Here is a 16,894-nt window from a genome sequence, read left to right as displayed (position 1 = left end):
CCCTCCGTACTGATCACCGGCCGAGGGGGCCGCTGGTAGGAGGCCCCAGTGGCCCCAAGAAGAGGGTGGAGGCGGCGCGGGCGGTGCACGTACCCCCTGGTGCACCGCCCACGCCCCTCCACCGGAAATCGCAACCTGATCAGGCGAGGCGAATGACATGGGTTTCAGAAGGGGAAGGCACGCAGCGACCACTAGCTGGCCTGCAATCAACCGACAACACGAGCACTTGGCGGCGCTGCACGCTGCCATTCAGGCACGCCGGGAGCTGGTGGTCAGCCTGGTCTCACAGCATGGCGTCTCCTGGGTCAACATCGCGAGGTACGGTGACCCGCGCCGCACGGTCGATGTCGTATACGACTACCGCAACGGCGACTGGTGGTTCACCTCAATAGCCGACGGAGCGAGGATCGCGCGCGCCTGGAACGTCACCGGGTGCGTCCAGGCGATCATCTGGGACCTGGGGAGGTCGTGAACATGCCTCCTGTGGGTCCGGACGCGGTGACATTGGGCCTCTACGCCTACGGCGTCGTATGCGTAGTCGTCGGTGTCCTGTTCGGTAGTGCGTGCGGGCGGTGACCGTGGATCGCGAGGGCGCAAATGCGCAAGAGCCGAAGGATCCGCCGGGCGCCGCCACGGCAGTCTCCCCCGAACCTGGAACCACTGTGCCCGACGACCGATACCGCACAGGCGGCCGACAGGATCGCCACATTCCTGGGGGTGTCCTCCGCGACCGACGCGGCGTCGCACGGCGGGCCACGCGATGACAGGTGAGCAGCCGCGCCGCATGCCGCCGTCCGAGGCGGACGAGCGGGCGGCGCTGGCGTGGATCAGACAGCAGTTTCCGGAGGTACCGGCGTGGTACGGAAAGGCGACGGGTTCATGGTGGGCGATGCCGCCGATCGGGGCCCGGTGGCGGCTGGTGGAAGCGGTCGACCCGGTGGAGCTGCGGGGGGCGATCCTGAATCCGGCGGGCTGGCCGTGGCCGCGGAACAGGGTGACGCTGCCGGAGACGGCGCCGGGCATGCCGGCGCGCACGTCGCGGGGCATGTCGGAGTGACGCCGGCGTGTCCGGTGTCGTGCCTGGGGCTGCGCACCGTGGGTGATCTGGTGCGGCTGCTGGAAGAGGCCGGCCGCGTGGCCCGGCTCCCGGACGAGGAGCACCCGGCCGGGCTGGTCGCCCACCGGCATCCCAGCGGCGTGGTCTCCCTGGACTGCCCGTTGGAGTGCCTGGCCCTGCCGGGACGCACGGTCAACCGGCTGCTCTACTACCGCAAGTCCTGCCGGACCGTCGGTGACCTGCTGCGGCTGCTGCAAAGTGGCGAATTGCTCAGCATCCACGGGATCGGCGTCGGCACCGTAGCGGACATCAGGCGGGTGTTCCTGCGCGCGGGGATCAACCCGGATGACTGGAAGGTGACCGACACAACCTAGGCCTCGTCGGGGAAACCCTGAAAGGAAGCGGTCTGGGTGACTCGGGCGGGACTGCTCTCCTACGGGGTTCGCGGACGCATGGTAGGCGATGCCATCGCGGACTTGCCCAACGGGGCTCTGGCACCATTGGCCGGCACTCGAATGCCGAGGAGCTGATCGAGACAGTTGCGACGGTCTGGCCGGAAGTCCGCCCTTCGAGGACGCAGAGGGCGAGAACCGCCCGCGCTGGCCACCAGGTAGCAGACTGGCTGCGTACTTCGCCAGTTCTCCAGGTAGGGGGCACTGTGAAGAACTTCTTGCAGATGCCGCAACGCATGGCGCCTCCTGGGTCAACATCGCGAGGTACGTGACCCGCGCCGCACGGTCGATGTCGTATACGACTACCGCCGCGATCACGCAGGAGGAGCGCTTCTACGCGGTGGGCGCTTCGGCGCCAGGGGCGGAGCTTGGTACCGGGTCGGTTACGAGCGGGAGTTGATGAGCGAGCGGGATTGGGCGAGGAACTCCTTGGCCGGGGCGGACCGGCGGAAGGGGGCCAGTGCTTCTGTGAAGCGGCGTAGATGGCCCACGCAGCGTGCGGAGTTGACCTCAGAGGTCAGGATGGCGACTCCTTCGTTCGCCTGAGCCAACGCGGCGTCGAGGTCAGGCTGTTGCTGCTTGAGGTAGGTGGTGGCGAGGAGGAACTTCCGCAGGGCACGTTCGCGCGAGTACGTGGAATCCTGGAGTTTGAGCGCGCGGCGGAGGTGGAAGCGCGCCTGGCGGTAGTCTCCGATCCTCATGTGGCAGTAGCCGGCCTGCGCGTGGGCTTGGGGAAGGTTCATCCAGTAGCTCCACGCGGGATCTCCGCTGGAGGGTGGTTGCTCGGCGAGCGCGTTGAAGGCGGCCTCGATTGCGCGGTTGGTTTGGTTGGCGCGGTGGGCAGCGGTGGCGGTCTGGTCATTGGCGCTCGCCTCGGCGGCGCGGAGCGCGAGGATGGCCGTGACCTTGGGGCTGGCGCCGGGGTAGGCGTCGCGGGCCGTTTCGGCGAGCACGAAGGCCTCATGGCCGCCGTCGAGGTCTTTGGCCTGGCACGACATGAATCCGAGGATGTTGGCGCCAAGCGCGCGGTCGCCGGCGGTGTGGGCGGCGTGGAGTCCGGCGATCCAGTAACGCTGAGCGCGGGCGTGCTGGTTGTCGTCGAAGGCGGCGAATCCGGCCAGACGTAGGAGTTCGCCGGCGGTGGCGTGCAGGCGGCGGCCGACGGTGGCCGTGTAGCTGTGCTCGTCCAGCAGGGTGGTGACGTACCGCAGGTGTTCGTGGATCAGGCTGAGGAGTTGTCCACCGCCGATCCGGTCGTCCATACGGCGCAGACGGTCGGTGATGTGGTCCAGGTCGTCGACGACGCTGAGCGGCACCTTGGAACCGGCGGCACGGGCGGCAGCCTGTGCGGGGCGAGCGATGAGCCATTCGTGGGCGGGCGCGGTGAGCGAGGTACCCATCAGCATCACAAAGTGGCGCCGGTCCATAAGGCCAGCGTCGGTGACCGCACGAAGTGCGCGCAAGGTCCCAGCGGCCGGCCAGGGAGTTTGTAGACCGGCGACCGCTGGGACGGTGTCCGGCTCGTCGGCGGGCCGGCCCATCTCTTCGACGGTGATGGTCCGGCCCATTTCCTGACCGAGCACCTGGACGACCAAGGAGCGCCAGGGAGGCTTCGGCATCTGCCCTTGAATCCACATGCCCCACCCACTGCACGCGTCGCTCCGGCTTCGGCGCCGCCCACACTCACAGCGGCGTAGTTCAGGACGGCCTCTCGGTCAGGTGCTGGGCGTTCGTCTTTCGTGGACTTCTTAGTGGTCAAGGCCCAGCAGATTCCGCTGTGGCGTCCAACGGGCCTGGCTAGGCTCTCGGGTGCCCGGTCGCCGAGAGAGTGGAGTGCCCAGCGTTGTCCGAGCAGGTTCAAGAGATCGAGGTCAAGTACCGGGTCGTGCTCGACGGTCCGGCCCTTGAAGCGGCCCTGGCCGCCCGGGGCGCGGTGCTTTCTGCTCCGGTGCGGCAGGACGATCAGGCATACGCCCCTCGGAGCTGGCGCTATGGGGACAGCAAGATCGACGTACCTTTCGCCCGGCTGCGCACCCAAGAGGGGCAGCACCTGTTCACGGTGAAGCGGCCGGTGGCGAATGAGCAGGCGTGTATCGAGCACGAGACAACCGTCGAGGACCGGGCGCAGATGCACCAAGCGCTGGTCGCGATGGGTTTCCAGCCGACGGTGAGGATCGTGAAGACTCGCCGGACAGCGCGCTTGGACACCCGGGAGCTGGGCGAGGTGCTTGTGTGCGTTGACGAGGTCGAGCATCTCGGGCTGTTCCTGGAACTCGAAGCCGTGCGGGTCGACTCGGCGGAGGTTGCGCAGCGGACCCTGGACCGGTTGGCGCGGTCGCTGGGCGTCGAACTGGAACGCGTGTCAGACACCTATGACTCGCTGGTGCGCCAGGCGCTGGCGACGGCGTGAGCACGGCGTTCTCCGCTCGCTGACCTTAAAAGGTCAGAAGAGGGTGGCCTCGTCGTCGATGGTCGGGTCGCCGGTCTCCAGCAGGGCCATAGCGTCAGCGCGCAGTGAGATTGTCACCGCGGCATGGTCGGTGAGGCGGGGCCAGCGTGTCTCCTCTCGTGTTTCGTGAAGGTAGGTGCTGGAGGTGAGCAGGTCGGCTAGCGCTTGGGACACGTGGAAGTAGTCGTAGCGGTATCCGTCGCCGGTTCTGCCGATCCAGCTGTGCGGCTGGTCTCCGGGATGGCAGTGCTCGTGGGCGTCGACCATGCCGGATGCGCGGAGTGAGTCGAGCAGGGCGTACTCGAACGGCAGGAAGCCGGTGTGCGTGGGCCGGTGGTTGCGGCCGATCACGTTGTAGTCGCCCCCCAGCACCAGGCCGTCGCGGTGCTCGACGGGCAGGGACTCGACTGCCTGCAGGAGGGTCGCGATGAACTGCTGTTTGCGGTCGGTCTTGGCGGCGGAGCGGTCACGGCTCGGCACATACACCGAGGCGACGCAGAGCCGTGGCCGGGTGTCCAGGACCGCCGCGGCGACCCGGCCGGGGAGGCTGACCTTCGCAAACGCTGCGGGCTCCTGCACGACCGGGATCTTGGAGACGAGCGCCGCGCCCCGGTCGCCGGGGGCAGGGGTGTGCACCAGCGCGTATCCGGCGCGGCGGAACCGGTTCAGCAGACGGGCGGTGCCGCGCCCGCTGCTGGTCTCAGTGAGCAGAAACACCTGCTCGGGGCGAGTGGCGAGCCAGCTCAGTATCCGATCGGCCCGGCTTTCGGCCGCCGCGCCGATGTTGATGGTCAGCAGTGACAGCACAGCTCGTGCTTCCTTTGGGTCGTCTATGCCGGCAGGTGATCGAGGTGGTCACAGATGACGCCTGCGACCTGGTCCGGGGTTGACTCGCCGCAGTCGACCCGTTGCTGGTGCCAGCCCCGCGCGGCCAGGAACTCGTAGGCCTCCGCATACAACTGGATAGCTCGGGTCGGCGTCCCTGCCCGTTCCAGACGGGACAGGCGGCCACGCTCATTCAACCGGGCCTGCAGCAGATCTGCGGGCGCTTGCAGGTAGAACGTCGCGGCCGGGGCGGGCAGGTCGGCGTTGTACAGCCAGATCTCGTCCAGGGCGAGCCCGTCGAGACGCTGCAGAACCAGCGAGGACGGCACGTACCGGTCGCTGATCACCAGCCGGCCTTCGGCGACGGCGGGCGAGATCTCGCGCTGGACGTGGGCGTGCCGGTCGGCGGCGACCGCCAGGGCCAGCGCCCGGCCGCTCAGCCGGGCCTCGGCTGAGCGGACCAGGCGGCCGAGCGGAGTGTCGGACGGCTCCGCAGTGACGTGCACGTCCCGCCCGGCCGCCGACAGCCGTTGTGCGACCGCTGCGACGGTGGTGGTCTTACCGACCCCGTCGGGCCCCTCGACCGCGATGAACGCTCCGGCGCGCATCAGCGGCGGCGGCCGATCTGCAGCAGCGGCCGGTGCTCGACCCGAGGGCACTGCTCGGTATCGACGTCCCCAACCTGTCGTCCCTGGGCGATGACCGCGGCCGGGCAGCCTTTGCCGCAGGCCGAGTTCAGGTCGCATGCCGTGCATGTGGCGTTCGCGCCCGGCCGTAGCGCCCGGCCCACGTCGAAGCGGTCCAGCGCCGCGGCGACGTCCGCGTGCAGGATGTTGCCGACCAGGAACGCGGTGTCGGGGACGTTGGATTGCGGGGTGCGGGCGGCGAACACCAGGTACGGGCAGACGGCGGTGGCGCCGTCGGCGAAGACGTAGATGAGCTTTCCGGCGTCGCAGCCGGAAAGGGGCTTGTCGTCGTTGGGGAAGCGGATGTGGACGAGTTCGATGCCGCGGTCGCGGAACTCCTCGGTCACCTGGCGGATGGTGTTCATGGTCGCGGTGTCGGCGGCGAGACGGGACTGGCTTTTGACGCCGCGGCCGAAGGAGCTGAGCGGGTTCATCAGGACGTACTGGGCGCCGACCTCGACGGCGAACTGGCACAGCTGGGCGAACTCGGCCGGCTCCGTCAGGGCGTTGGGGGTGGACAGGAGTCCCTGCAGCAGCCCGGCTTGAGCGAACTTGCGGATCGTGGCGACCGTCACCTCGAACGAGGAGGTGTCTCCCCGGAAACGGCCGTGGCTGGCGCGGCGGAAGCCGTCCAGGCTCACGTTGATGTGGACGCCACCGAGTTCGGCGAGTTCGGCGATCTGCTGGTCGCTGGTCTGGGTGGCGTTGGTGCACAGCCCGACCGGCAGGCCCTCTCCGGTGAGCATGCGGACGATCTCCATCAGCTCGGGGTGCACGAACGGCTCCCCACCGGTCAGCGTGATGCGCTCGACCCGGGCCTGCCGGAGGCGGGGCAGCACGGTGTGGGCCAGGTCGTCGTAGGAGAGGTCCCGGCCTTCGCGGGTGGAGGAGACGAAGCAGTGCGCGCAGTGCAGGTTGCAGCGTTCGGTGATCTGCACGAGGGCCTTGCGCTGGTCACCGGTGACGGAGGTCCGGAAGTAGCAGGAGGCGGCGTTGGTGTCGACGATCAGAGAACGTTTCATCTGTGATCTCCCTGGTGAAGGACGGGTCATGCCCTGACACGGGGGCTTCGCTTCTGGCGGGCAGTCGCCCTGATGCGCTTCGTCCTTGCCGGCGATGCCACCTCCCTTTCCTGCGTCCATCCGTCGTTGCAGGGCGGGACGACCGGGCCGCGCTTCCGGCTGCCCCGCCGTCTGGCACCACGCCCCCGGGAGGAACCTCCCGAAACCATGGGGGTGCGGTGGTCTGGAACCACGGCCCCTGAGAGATGTGCCGTCATCCCGGGTCGCGGAGTCTTCTTCGTGGCCGCGCCGAGTATCAGCGCCTGCCGCCACTCGTCGGCTCGGCCGGGCTCGGCGGCGTCGTCGGTTGTCCATTGCACGGCCACCCCCGGTTCACGGGCCGGGCGCGGGGGTCGGCGTCAGGGTGGGGCGGGGCGTCGTCCATCCCGGCGGCAGCGGGTCGGCGTCGACCTGGAGGCCGGTCACCTGGCGAATGTGTCGCGCCAACACCGTGGTTTCGTCGAGATCGTCCTGCCACGCGGGGAGGCCGAGCCCGAGGACCTCGGCGTACACCGCGGTTCGCAGGTCGGTGTCCTCGCTGTCCAGGGCTACCAGGACCGCCGCCCACAGGGCGCGGGGGATTCCGACGTAGCCGTCCCCGGCCAGCTGCGGGCCCGCCCCGCTCACCAGGGCTCCGTCCAGGTCACCGCGTCGAGCAGCCGCCGCAGCGGCCCGGGACGCCGGTCGGCTTCGTGACGGCCGCGCACCGGCCGCCGCGCGGGGGCGTGCTCGGTCTTGGGGACGGACGAGGAGGGCCAGGACGGCGTCGGACGCCGTACGGGCGCGGGCGGCGACCAAAGGCCCGCCGTCATCCCGCCGGCGCCCGGCAGCCCGGCCGGTGCCTGCTGCAGGCGGCCAGCGCACGGCCCGGCGGCGTGCAGGAGCTGCCCCAGCTCCGTGGCCGTGGGCGCCGCGACCAGGTAGTCACGATCGCCGTCGTACAGGACGGCGAACCACCTGGCGGCGGCACGCCCCCACCACAGCGGCACGCCCGGGTAACGCCCGCGCAGGTGCTCGGCGAGGGCATCGGTGTACCACCGAACCGCCCCGGGCGCCGTCGGCGCCGTCATCGTTCGCACTCCACGGTTCCGGCGCACCGGTTCCGGTGTGCCCGCACCTTCAGGATCGCGTTCATGAGGTGGTCGGGGTGGGCTTCGGCGAGCGGCGTGCGGCCCGCCCAGTACCACTGCCGCCCACCGTCGTCCGACCTTTCCCGGCAGGTGATCTTGTCTGTGGCGGGGAGGTCTTCGTTCGTGACGACGAGCCCGGCCGCCGTGTAGGTGATGGTCAGGCCCTCCGCGCCCAGTTGGGCGCCGAGTGCGGACAATGGGTCACACTCGTGCATCAGTTGGCCTCCTTCGTCCGGCGAGGCCCCGGGGTTTCCCGCTGTTCGCCCAGTGGCCCGGGGTTGAGTTGTTTCGCGTGAAGGCCGTACGGCCCGGCCGGGACACCCCTGCCTGGGCCGGGCCGTACGGCGGTGGGCGGCTCGGGGGCGGTGGCCGCCCACCCGTGACCGCGCGACCTGGGGAAGGGGCTGCGCGGCACGTCATCGGGGCCCGCGGCCGACACCGGCCGCGCCAGCCGCGGGCTTGTCCCCCTTCGGGTGCCGCAGCCGCGCGGCCCGCCCGGGGCCCGGCTACGGCGGTGGTGCGAGGCTGCGTTCCCGGGGCTGGCCCGGCCGTCGTGGCCCGTCCCCCGGGCAGATGCGCTGCCACTGTTCGTGCGGCGGCGGGGGCGTCGGGTCGGGGGTGTGGGGCCGTACGGTTCGGCTCGGGGCCTGCATTCCCGAGCGGGGCCGTGCGGCGGGGGGTGAGCAGCGTCTATCCGCGGGACAGCCCGCCCAGGGGCCGGGCCGCCACCCCGGACGATCAGGGTGTCGCCCTGCCCCGGGGCCGCAGCATCTGTGAGGCCCGTCACCAGTGCCCCCGGGGCGGGCTGGGCTGGTGCGGGACGGCGTGGTGGGCGATCGGCGGGCGCGTCTGGCGGACCCGAGAGATCTGCTCGGCGAGCTGCTCGGGCGTCGGGGCCTGCAGCATCGGGCCGGTGCGGTCCCAGGCGCACCAGGACTTCGTGTGCTCTCCGTACCAGACCTGGACGCCGGGGAAGGCGTGTTCGAGTTCGCGGGTGATCCGTTTGCGGGCGTCGTCCCACCACGGGGTGTCGGGGGTGTCCTGTGGGCGGTGCCGTCCGGAGTTGTCGATGTTCATCTGGCCTCGTCCCTGGGAGGAATGGGCGTGGCAGTGGGTGGCCGATCGTGGCGTGTCCCGGCGGAGCGTTTCGTCCGCTGCGCAGCCGACTGATCAAGTTCGCGGGCTTGGTCCTCGACGGCGCTGGTGACCGTGTCGAGTTCGCGGCGGGCCTGGTCGTCGACGGCCTCGGTGACCGGGCCGAGTTCGGCGCGGACCATGGCCTCGACGGCCTCAGCGACCCGCTCGGACTCGTCGTCGCGGCGTCTCATGGCGTCCCCAGGAAAGCGGAACGCAGGGACGTGACGATCCACTGGGCGACTGCGCGCAGGTTGGTGCGGGCGCCGATGTCCCGGCCCTCCCATCGGACCGTGCCGCCGTCGCAGGTGACGACGGCGTCGATGCCGTCGGGGCGGGGGACCGTCAGCATCAACCCGGCCGCGGCGGCGGCGACGCCGTGCTGGTGGAGCAGCACCCGCAGGACCCGCAGCGTGTGCCGGTCGTCCAGTTCCGCAACGTCGGTGAGCACCTCGAACAGCGAGCCGGCGTCGGGGGCTGCGATCTCGGTGAACCCGCCGAACGGCGGCATGGCACGCCGGGCGGTCCAGGCGGCGGCGTCGGTAGTGATCCCCCAACCTGGGAACTGGTCACCCAACCGCAAAACGGTCGTTACTGGGTTTTCCCTCAACGGTGTGAACGGTTGGACAGCGGGCGCCGCCTCGTTACCGGACTGTCTGGATGGGTTCGGCACGGTAGGTCACTTCGCTTCCTCGCGAGCGGGCAATGCCCTGTGGTGCCGCCCAAGTCAACTGGGTTTGAAGCGAAGATTCACGGGGGTCTGAAGCATATTTTTTATGCGCGCCCTTAGGGGGATGACCTGTGGTTTTGTAGTTCACCTCCCCATTCCTATGCCAGAGATCAGGATGCTGTCGGTTTTGTCTACTTGCTGTGCGAGGAGTGCCGGGTGAACCTGATGATCGGAGCCTCACGGGAGGAGGCCGTGATGGGAACCTGGTCCAAACGGGACATCCGGATACTGCGTGAACAGATGACCGCCCAAGGCCGTGAGCTGCACGACATCGCCAACGAAGTTCGCGTGCGAACCGGCTGCTCGATGTTGATGGCGTATCGGCTGGCTGCGGGCTGGTCGCAGAATGAGGTGGTCGACCGGTTCGTCAAGGCTGCGCCCGGGGCGGCGATGGATCAGACGCTGCTGTCGCGGCTGGAGGCGTTCCCCGGCCCGGGGACCCGACGGCCGTTGGCGACGCAGATCATCACCCTGGCGTCGATATTCCAGACCAACCCGCTCCGGCTCTTGACGCCGGATGCATTGGATCGTCTCGACGAGCACGAACGTGCAGTGCTCGTCCGATGTGGCGCAGCTCTCACCCCTCCCATACCGCTGACGAAGGCCGAAGGCGCGGGCGGAGCACCCGAGAGGCCGTTCCAAGAGTCGGCGCCGCCGACCCATGACCCTGAAAGGCAGGTACAGATGGCAGCACGCAGGGCCCTGCGGTTCACCGCCGGAATGGAGGCGAGCAACGTGGGCTCGGAGACGGTTGCGCAGCTCCAGGAGGAGGTGGCCCGGCTGGCCGCCGCCTACCCGCAGACGCCACTCCCGGAGCTGCTGGCGGATCTGGCCGACCTGCAGGACGTGGCGTTCCGCCTCCTGGAGGGGCGGCAGCGGCCGGCCCACACGGCAGACCTCTACCTTGTGGCCGGAGTGCTGTCGGGAATGATGGCCAAAGCGAGTCACGACCTAGGGCAGCCTCACGCGGCGATGACGCAGGCGCGCACCGCGTACGTGTGCGCCGACAACATCGGCCACGACGGGCTACGGGCCTGGACTGCAGGGCTGCGGTCGATGATCGCGTACTGGGCGGGGCGCGGTAACGAAGCCGTCCGTTACGCCCAGCAGGGGGCGGCCGTGGCTGAGGCGGCCCGCGGTACGGCGTCGGTGTGGCTGCCGGCGCAGGAGGCCCGCTGCTACGCGGTCATCGGAGACTCCGACAGATGCCGGGACGCGATCGAGCGGGCGAAGGAGGCCCGTGAATCCGTCGTCGGCGACGAGCTGGACGACTTCGGGGGGATCATGTCGTTCCCGGCGCCCCGGCAGGAGTACTACGCGGCGGACGCCAAGGTGTGGCTTCCCGGGGAGGAGTCGGACGCGGAGCGGGCGGCGGTCGCCGCGATCCGCGCCTACGAGGACGCCGACCCGGCGGACCGTTCGTTCTCCGACGAAGCAGGCGCGCACAGCGACCTGGCACTGGCCCGAGCGGCACAGAACGACGTGGACGGCGCGGCCGAGGCCCTCGCCCCGGTGCTGGCGTTGCCGCCCGCGTGCAGGATCGAAGGCATCCGCGCCAGCGTGATGCGCGTGCATCGCGCACTCGGCAGCCCCGTCCTGAAAGACGCGGCGGGTGTCCGCGACCTGCAGGAGAAGATCGAGGCGTACGCGGCAACCCCGTCCCCAGCGGCGTGGCCGCCTGGCCGTTAGTCTCAGAGCATGTTCCCGGTCTTGATCACCGATGAGCGCGGCGTCACGCTGCGCGAGTTCACCACCGACGACGTCGACGCCGTACTGGCGGTGTACGGCGATCCGAAGGTCACCGAGCATTTGTCCTTCGAGCCGCGGAACCGGGACCAGGTCACAGCAACACTCAACTCCGTGACGGCAGCCGCACGGTCCCAGCCCCGCACGGAGTACTCGCTCGCAGTCGTGGTCGACGGCGAGGTCATCGGGTTTGCCCGCCTCGCTGTCGACACCCAGCACCCCGGCCAGTCCAGCGCTCAACTTGGATTCGCGTTGCGTGCTTCGCACTGGGGCCGGGGGCTCGGCACCGCTACGGTCCGGCTGCTGCTACGGCTGGGGTTCCAAGAACTAGGGTTGCACCGGCTGTGGGGCGCACGCAGCCCCGACAATGTTGTGTCGGCGCGGCTGATGACCAGCCTAGGAATGATCGAGGAGGGTCGGATTCGCGGACACATCCGCGTCCAGGGCCGCTGGCGCGACTCGGTCGTTCATTCGATCCTCGCCGACGAGTGGCAGGCTAGCCACCGGAGCTAGTAGAAGGGCTGGACCAGCCAGTACTCCCGCTCGGCTCTCGCGCCCCGACCCCGCACCTGAGAACAACTGCCGCCGCCCCACGGCCACCGCCACGATCCCCGCACCGCCAGCCAGGTTTTCGTGACGTGCGTCACGGAGAGCGATGACCGGGCCCCGCCCCGCCTCCGGCTGCCAGCGGGTATGACTTCCCCGCCCCCTCCTTCGTTCGAAGGCGACGATCACTATGGGCGCAGACCTCGGCAGGGTGGTGCGATCGGCGCGGGTCGCACTTGGGCTGACCCAGGCGCAGGTCGCCTCACGGCTGCATTGCTCGGCGTCGACGGTGTCCCGGTTCCAGACCGGTAAGCAGCCGCTGCGGGACATGCGGCTACTGCACGAACTCGCGCGGGTGCTGGAGATCTCCCCGGATCGGTTAGGGCTCGCCGCTACCAAAGCGCGGGCGGGAGACGTTGCCGGAGATCCGCTTGCATGACCTCCGCCACACGCACGCGCCCCTGCTACTGATCAAGGGGACGCCGGTCAAGGTCGTGTCCCCAGATACGGACGGTGCAACGTCGATAAGCCCATCCACGCTCGCGATGGATCAGAGGCCAGTCTCCACCGAGCGCCGATATGCCTGAACCGTAGGAGCGTCCGGCCGTGAACCGCGTGCCTTGAGGGCTTGAGTCAACTCCTCAAAGGTGTGTCGGACGGCCTCGATCCGGTTGAGCCGGCTGTACAGCTGCATCCGTCGGCAGCACACGGCCTGATCGGTCGGGTCGATCCGAGCCGCCTCCTCCAGATGCACCAGAGCGCGTTCTGGGTCCTTCTCCAAGCCGGCGAGCTGGGCTAGGGCTTCCACGGTCTCGTGGGCTATCCGGCGGGCAGCATCCTGAGCCCAGGATTGTGCAAGCCCGTCGAGATACCGCCCCGTGTATAGGTTCACAGCAGCCGTCAACACGGGGTGCCTGTCGGCCGGGCTGAGACTGGGAACCTTGCGGAGCAGGTCCCGTAGTTGCCAGATGTCGCAAGTAAACAGCTCGGCATTGATCTTGTAACGTCCCCCGCCAACGTTCTGGATGACGTCCTTGCTGTTGTCCGCCGGACGGTCGAGCGCCGCCCGCAGCTTGGCGCGAGCATCCTTCATCAGGTTGTAGAACCGGTCTTGGCTCACCTGAACATCCGGCCAGAGCTTGCCTTCGATGTCGCTGCGACGCAGCAGCTGGGTTCGGTTCTCGGCGAACAGCCCGAGCAGCGCATACAGGTCGCAGCTCTCAGTGCGGACCGTTCCGGCCGGGCCCGTGACCTCACACCCGCCGAACAACCGAATCGCCCCTTGAGGTGACGAGGCTTCAATGATGCTCGTGGCGACCGGTTCGCGGCCCTCGGTCTCGGCCGGTGGCGTCGCATCGTGGACAAGGGTCCTCACCTTCTCGCATGCGGTCTGCCAGTCCAAACATTCCGCCAGAGTGCCCACCATGCCATCAGAGAAATCTCCGGTGGCGTCCACAACCATCCCACGGCCATCGACGTTCAGGATCGTCCCGTGCAACCACTCGCCAACGACGATCGCGCCCACAGCACACTTCGCACCAAGCGCCAGATCAGCCCGCAACCGTTGTGCTTCTTCGCCCGGATCGATCAGACAGACCATCGGGAGCGCCTTGTGCAGGTGCCGCCCGTCCACCTCCTCATCGGCGGTACGCCCCACGATCTCGGCGCCAAGGCGGTTGAGCGCCTCCCCGGCATCCGAAGAGACATACACACCGGGGACAGACAGACGAGCGCTTTTCCATTCATCTCCGAGCAGCTGGCAGACAGCGTCGCGTGTTGCGATTACCTGACACCGGCCCTCTGCAGCCCCAGTCAGAACCTGCACCAACATCGCACGCTCGACCGATTGTGCTCCTTGACCGATCAACCGAAGCCCACCTGCGGAAGCCAGATCGACCTGAACCGGCACACCGTCGCGGGTTCCCAATGTCACCGGCACCGCTCCATGGCGCTGCGCGTCATCCTCGACTTCGCCGGGCTCCAACGAGGGCGAAGGCATGGCATCTGAGGACCGTGCACGCCGGCCTCTGCGCCTCAGTAGTGCACCGCCCAACGCCGAAGGGCTCACATCGTGAGCGAGCGCCCAAGCCGCGGCGGCAGCGGCGAGCGCGGTGGTTACGATTCCTCCGATAAGCGTTCGAGATGGCCCTGAAGGTCCAACGTCTGACGACGGAGGCGGCTGGGCTCGTGTGCCGGGTGAGGCGGATACCCTTATGGGTGCTGCTGGCACCCCCCGGGACCGAACAGGCCCTTTTTTGGGCTTTGAAGCCGCCGTGTCGTCATGCGATGCGGCAGGCCTGCTGTGCCTGTGCGGAATTGTCCTCGGCACGCTCCGTTGCGCTACCTTGCCCCTCGCCGGAACCATACGTGCCGTGCTGGGTCTCCTCGGTTTGACGATTGCCCGGGGCCTCCTAGTCGCACGTGTGTTGCCGCGCTTTCGGCCGGACTGCTCTTGGCGAAGAGAGTTCCTGAGGGCTCTTCGCAGATTGATCGGCTTCCCCGAGCGAGCAGACCGGATGACCTCGCGCCTGACATTCCTGCACAACTTCTCCCGGTCATACAACTCGGCCGCAGGACCTCTCGGCCGAAGGGGACACTCCCTGTCCGCAACCGCCCGAGCCGGTGCGAAGCCAAGCATTGCCAGCCCAGCGGCCGCGAAGACGGTGGCGAAACGAATCCCCCATGAAACGCCGCCAACCGGGTCCTTGGGCTGCGATGATCTGGTATTCACCATCTCGTCCCCCGAAGTCCCTACCGCTCCAGCTCCACCTGAGTGAACATCGCTGACCGAGCCCCTCTAAACCCAAGGATCACCACCACTCACCCGCTGGACAGCAGTAACACGCCCTCGTGTTGATCAAGAAAGTGCAAACCCCTAGGCGCTACGCCAGCTCGCTGCCACACGCGGGTGACCCCGATTGCAACCCGGCGTGGCGCCCGTGCCCCAAGTTGACATGATCGCGATCTCTGAGTCGTGCCGCATCGCGCCCATGAAGGACGCCCGTGGCCGCCTCTCCGACAAGACCGGCCTTCGCAACCGATCAGCGGCTTGACCTCGAACCGGTCACCACTTGAGCCATTGCCCCAAACTGGCGATCGTCCCGACAATCGTGGCGATGCCGATCAAAATTACACCCGGACGGCGGAGACGACGCCACAGCGGCGGATCTTCCTCCGGAGAGTTTTCATTCGCGTTCTGCTCAGTGCTCTGGATAGTGCTGGTCGTCCCTCCTGACGTTGTCGGGGCTTGGATGCTGATCTGAGCACGGTCACCCGTGACAGCCACATGGAATGCGTGGTTGGCTTGCTGGGCTGATGGGATCTCCTGGCCTGGAGGCATGGACTGGCTGAGTTCCGCGACGAACTCCGCCAGGACCGTGCGCACCTGGTCCCCAATCGCCGCCATGGAGCTGCGGGACACCCTCCAGTAGATCGAAATGATTTGCTGGTACGGGTCGCCGTTCTCCCGATTCATCAACTCGGCAACAGCGACACTGTTCCCAAAAGTGAGGTGGACGTCCCCCTCTGCATCGCGCGCCGTCTTCTCGATCTCTGCGATAGGCATTCGCAGTGTGACGGACTCTGCAATCTGATCACGGATCGGTTCGGGGAGCGCAGACGGGTCGATAGGCTGGCTCCTGACTATCCTGGGGCCGACTATGGCGTCGATCCTCAAGGAAGCCCCGAGGGTTCTGTACTCGGGGACATCGTCCTCAGGGCCATAGCCCCGTAGTTCCTTGTTGGCCCACTCCCGCAGCTCAGAAGACCCGGAGCAGCCGCCAAGGATGACCACCTTGCGTAGGGCGTCCTGAATCGGCACGTCCCCGTTGAGAACATCCTGCTCAAGCTGACGGATGAGCTCTTGGGCGCGTTCTTCCATGTCTAAATTATCCTCGACGAGGGCTACTACGTGGCTGGATTACCAGGGGAGCATGTCCACTGGCCGCCCCCTGACCGACGACGACCGCCGCCGCGTCGCGGAGGCACGCCGCGGCGGCGGCCTCGGCCGGAGTCAGGGGCCGACGATCACGATGAGCAGCGTCACCACCGCCACCCCGACCCCGATCGGCACCGCCAGCTCGGGCCGTACCGCCGCCGCGATTCCGGCGGCGACACCGACAAGGACGATCAACAATGCGCGGCTGCTTAGGAGCGGTTGAGGGGCAGAAGGCTGAGGCTGCGAGGGTGACTCATCAGGACGTACGCTCATGTTGAGCTCGCTTCCTACGGCAGTGAGTTCGGACCAGACGGCTCCCTGCGCCAACAGGGGGCCGTCGCCGTTTCTGACGAACGACCCGCTGAACCGTCGGACACCAGTGTGCCTGTGTCTTACGTCAGAGTCGGCTGCCCGCTCTGCCATCGATCCTCAGCACGAGGAGATGCCACTTACCGCGAGGTTCGACTTCTGTTACCCGCATCTTTCGGCGGTGCACGGCGTAGCTGAGGGGCGTAACCCCAGACAGGGCGCAGTGCATTGCACCCCCTCTCAAGTGCGAGAACGGAAGAATAGTGTCAATATTCTTCCCAAACTCGGTGACCACAAGCGGACAGCCATAGAGGCGGACAGAGCAGCGGTCAGGGGGTGGTCGACCCTGGCCGCTGGCCGCCCCAGCACCGACGACGACCAGGACCAGAACAACGGCGATCAGGGGAACTGACCTCACAGCCACTAGCTAGAGGACGCGTGGATTGCGTCCAGGGAGGTGTTGTAGTAGTTCGTGCAGGTCAGAAGGTGCGGCGCCGTGACATGAGACGGCCACCACGTGACCCTGGGTGTCGAGGTGACATCGGCCGAGAACGCCGACGGATGGCTGGCCTTCCCGCGCGGCCTGGCCGAATCTCAACCTTCCGGGACATCATCGGCTAGGGATGCGCGGTCACGCACCGATGGGGATACGGTACGGGGCGCCGATGGGGATGGCGGGGACATGTGCAAATGGTTGTGATCGGTCCTCGGACACCAACCGTTACCCCATGGTAGTGATCATGGGGCGCGGCGATCCGATCCGGGTCGAGGTTCGCCTCCACCCGGATCTCGTGTTTTCCGGGGTGGTACGTGAGCCGGATGCCGAGGCGGC

The 16,894-nt window shown here is 68.1% G+C and carries 20 protein-coding genes; 7 read left to right on the top strand and 13 right to left on the bottom strand.

Features of this window, described 5'->3' with window-relative positions; all coding sequences use genetic code 11:
- Positions 1 to 226 precede the first annotated feature (226 nt).
- From QSK22_RS31920 to QSK22_RS31910, 3 genes are all read left to right on the top strand, one after another.
- Complete coding sequence (locus tag QSK22_RS31920) at positions 227 to 472, top strand: hypothetical protein (RefSeq protein WP_285498206.1); 246 nt, start codon at positions 227 to 229, stop codon at positions 470 to 472.
- A 288-nt stretch (positions 473 to 760) separates the two neighbouring features.
- Positions 761 to 1,057 (top strand): hypothetical protein, encoded by a 297-nt coding sequence (locus QSK22_RS31915; protein ID WP_285498205.1) that lies wholly within the window; start codon positions 761 to 763, stop codon positions 1,055 to 1,057.
- Positions 1,054 to 1,431, top strand: coding sequence for a hypothetical protein (locus tag QSK22_RS31910; RefSeq protein ID WP_285498204.1), 378 nt, complete (start codon positions 1,054 to 1,056; stop codon positions 1,429 to 1,431). Before QSK22_RS31915 ends, QSK22_RS31910 begins: the two co-directional genes overlap by 4 nt.
- Before the next feature lie 461 nt (positions 1,432 to 1,892).
- Here QSK22_RS31910 and QSK22_RS31905 read toward each other — a convergent pair whose 3' ends face one another.
- Positions 1,893 to 3,146 carry a tetratricopeptide repeat protein gene (locus QSK22_RS31905; RefSeq protein WP_502872394.1) on the bottom strand — a complete coding sequence of 418 codons (1,254 nt, stop codon included), beginning with the start codon at positions 3,144 to 3,146 and terminating at the stop codon, positions 1,893 to 1,895.
- A 206-nt stretch (positions 3,147 to 3,352) separates the two neighbouring features.
- Between QSK22_RS31905 and QSK22_RS31900 the strand changes: the two genes are divergently transcribed.
- Positions 3,353 to 3,919, top strand: a complete 567-nt coding sequence (locus QSK22_RS31900) for a class IV adenylate cyclase (RefSeq protein WP_285498202.1) — start codon at positions 3,353 to 3,355, stop codon at positions 3,917 to 3,919.
- Positions 3,920 to 3,952: 33 nt separating this feature from the next.
- Here the strand turns inward: QSK22_RS31900 and QSK22_RS31895 are convergent, their stop codons facing one another.
- The 9 genes from QSK22_RS31895 to QSK22_RS31855 form a co-directional block, all read right to left on the bottom strand.
- Positions 3,953 to 4,765: an exodeoxyribonuclease III gene (locus QSK22_RS31895; RefSeq protein WP_285498201.1), complete on the bottom strand. Its 813-nt coding sequence runs from the start codon at positions 4,763 to 4,765 to the stop codon at positions 3,953 to 3,955.
- A 23-nt stretch (positions 4,766 to 4,788) separates the two neighbouring features.
- Positions 4,789 to 5,391 (bottom strand): dTMP kinase, encoded by a 603-nt coding sequence (gene tmk / locus QSK22_RS31890; protein ID WP_285498200.1) that lies wholly within the window; start codon positions 5,389 to 5,391, stop codon positions 4,789 to 4,791.
- Complete coding sequence (locus QSK22_RS31885; RefSeq protein WP_285498199.1) at positions 5,391 to 6,491, bottom strand: radical SAM protein; 1,101 nt, start codon at positions 6,489 to 6,491, stop codon at positions 5,391 to 5,393. Before QSK22_RS31885 ends, tmk begins: the two co-directional genes overlap by 1 nt.
- A 372-nt stretch (positions 6,492 to 6,863) precedes the next feature.
- A complete protein-coding gene (locus QSK22_RS31880; protein ID WP_285498198.1) occupies positions 6,864 to 7,157 on the bottom strand; it encodes a hypothetical protein in 294 nt (97 codons plus the stop codon).
- Positions 7,154 to 7,600, bottom strand: coding sequence for a hypothetical protein (locus QSK22_RS31875; protein WP_285498197.1), 447 nt, complete (start codon positions 7,598 to 7,600; stop codon positions 7,154 to 7,156). The genes QSK22_RS31880 and QSK22_RS31875 overlap by 4 nt, the downstream gene beginning before the upstream one ends.
- Positions 7,597 to 7,875 carry a hypothetical protein gene (locus tag QSK22_RS31870; RefSeq protein WP_285498196.1) on the bottom strand — a complete coding sequence of 93 codons (279 nt, stop codon included), beginning with the start codon at positions 7,873 to 7,875 and terminating at the stop codon, positions 7,597 to 7,599. Before QSK22_RS31870 ends, QSK22_RS31875 begins: the two co-directional genes overlap by 4 nt.
- Positions 7,876 to 8,443: 568 nt before the next feature.
- Positions 8,444 to 8,737, bottom strand: a complete 294-nt coding sequence (locus tag QSK22_RS31865) for a hypothetical protein (protein ID WP_285498195.1) — start codon at positions 8,735 to 8,737, stop codon at positions 8,444 to 8,446.
- Entirely contained in the window at positions 8,734 to 8,988 is a 255-nt protein-coding gene (locus QSK22_RS31860; RefSeq protein WP_285498194.1) for a hypothetical protein, read from the bottom strand. The genes QSK22_RS31865 and QSK22_RS31860 overlap by 4 nt, the downstream gene beginning before the upstream one ends.
- Positions 8,985 to 9,371, bottom strand: coding sequence for a hypothetical protein (locus tag QSK22_RS31855; protein WP_285498193.1), 387 nt, complete (start codon positions 9,369 to 9,371; stop codon positions 8,985 to 8,987). Before QSK22_RS31855 ends, QSK22_RS31860 begins: the two co-directional genes overlap by 4 nt.
- 318 nt (positions 9,372 to 9,689) lie before the next feature.
- Here QSK22_RS31855 and QSK22_RS31850 point away from each other — a divergent pair, with 318 nt between their 5' ends.
- The 3 genes from QSK22_RS31850 (at position 9,690) to QSK22_RS33930 (ending at position 12,255) form a co-directional block, all read left to right on the top strand.
- Complete coding sequence (locus tag QSK22_RS31850; RefSeq protein ID WP_502872395.1) at positions 9,690 to 11,213, top strand: NsdA family TPR-like regulatory protein; 1,524 nt, start codon at positions 9,690 to 9,692, stop codon at positions 11,211 to 11,213.
- 9 nt (positions 11,214 to 11,222) lie between these two features.
- Entirely contained in the window at positions 11,223 to 11,783 is a 561-nt protein-coding gene (locus QSK22_RS31845; protein WP_285498191.1) for a GNAT family N-acetyltransferase, read from the top strand.
- 223 nt (positions 11,784 to 12,006) lie between these two features.
- Positions 12,007 to 12,255: a helix-turn-helix transcriptional regulator gene (locus QSK22_RS33930; RefSeq protein ID WP_352231511.1), complete on the top strand. Its 249-nt coding sequence runs from the start codon at positions 12,007 to 12,009 to the stop codon at positions 12,253 to 12,255.
- Positions 12,256 to 12,366: 111 nt separating this feature from the next.
- On the opposite strand, the gene QSK22_RS31840 is transcribed toward QSK22_RS33930, so the two are convergent.
- From QSK22_RS31840 to QSK22_RS31830, 3 genes are all read right to left on the bottom strand, one after another.
- Positions 12,367 to 13,800, bottom strand: coding sequence for an AfsR/SARP family transcriptional regulator (locus QSK22_RS31840; protein WP_285498190.1), 1,434 nt, complete (start codon positions 13,798 to 13,800; stop codon positions 12,367 to 12,369).
- A gap of 1,080 nt (positions 13,801 to 14,880) precedes the next feature.
- Positions 14,881 to 15,696, bottom strand: a complete 816-nt coding sequence (locus QSK22_RS31835) for an AbiTii domain-containing protein (RefSeq protein WP_285498189.1) — start codon at positions 15,694 to 15,696, stop codon at positions 14,881 to 14,883.
- Positions 15,697 to 15,828: 132 nt separating this feature from the next.
- Positions 15,829 to 15,951, bottom strand: a complete 123-nt coding sequence (locus QSK22_RS31830) for a hypothetical protein (protein WP_285498188.1) — start codon at positions 15,949 to 15,951, stop codon at positions 15,829 to 15,831.
- Positions 15,952 to 16,894 lie beyond the last annotated feature (943 nt).

Origin of the sequence: Actinomadura sp. NBRC 104425, assembly GCF_030269545.1 — a bacterium.
Classification (GTDB): Bacteria; Actinomycetota; Actinomycetes; order Streptosporangiales; family Streptosporangiaceae; genus Spirillospora; species Spirillospora keratinilytica.
This window is presented reverse-complemented; position numbering and strand designations above follow the sequence as displayed.

Excerpts from the sequence above, each read along its gene's own strand:
- QSK22_RS31915 (WP_285498205.1), top strand. The coding sequence starts at position 761 with ATGACAGGTGAGCAGCCGCGCCGCATGCCGCCGTCCGAGGCGGACGAG.
- QSK22_RS31905 (WP_502872394.1), bottom strand. The coding sequence starts at position 3,146 with ATGTGGATTCAAGGGCAGATGCCGAAGCCTCCCTGGCGCTCCTTGGTC.
- tmk (WP_285498200.1), bottom strand. The coding sequence starts at position 5,391 with ATGCGCGCCGGAGCGTTCATCGCGGTCGAGGGGCCCGACGGGGTCGGT.
- QSK22_RS31885 (WP_285498199.1), bottom strand. The coding sequence starts at position 6,491 with ATGAAACGTTCTCTGATCGTCGACACCAACGCCGCCTCCTGCTACTTC.
- QSK22_RS31875 (WP_285498197.1), bottom strand. The coding sequence starts at position 7,600 with ATGACGGCGCCGACGGCGCCCGGGGCGGTTCGGTGGTACACCGATGCC.
- QSK22_RS31870 (WP_285498196.1), bottom strand. The coding sequence starts at position 7,875 with ATGCACGAGTGTGACCCATTGTCCGCACTCGGCGCCCAACTGGGCGCG.
- QSK22_RS31865 (WP_285498195.1), bottom strand. The coding sequence starts at position 8,737 with ATGAACATCGACAACTCCGGACGGCACCGCCCACAGGACACCCCCGAC.
- QSK22_RS31860 (WP_285498194.1), bottom strand. The coding sequence starts at position 8,988 with ATGAGACGCCGCGACGACGAGTCCGAGCGGGTCGCTGAGGCCGTCGAG.
- QSK22_RS31850 (WP_502872395.1), top strand. The coding sequence starts at position 9,690 with ATGATCGGAGCCTCACGGGAGGAGGCCGTGATGGGAACCTGGTCCAAA.
- QSK22_RS31845 (WP_285498191.1), top strand. The coding sequence starts at position 11,223 with ATGTTCCCGGTCTTGATCACCGATGAGCGCGGCGTCACGCTGCGCGAG.
- QSK22_RS33930 (WP_352231511.1), top strand. The coding sequence starts at position 12,007 with ATGGGCGCAGACCTCGGCAGGGTGGTGCGATCGGCGCGGGTCGCACTT.
- QSK22_RS31835 (WP_285498189.1), bottom strand. The coding sequence starts at position 15,696 with ATGGAAGAACGCGCCCAAGAGCTCATCCGTCAGCTTGAGCAGGATGTT.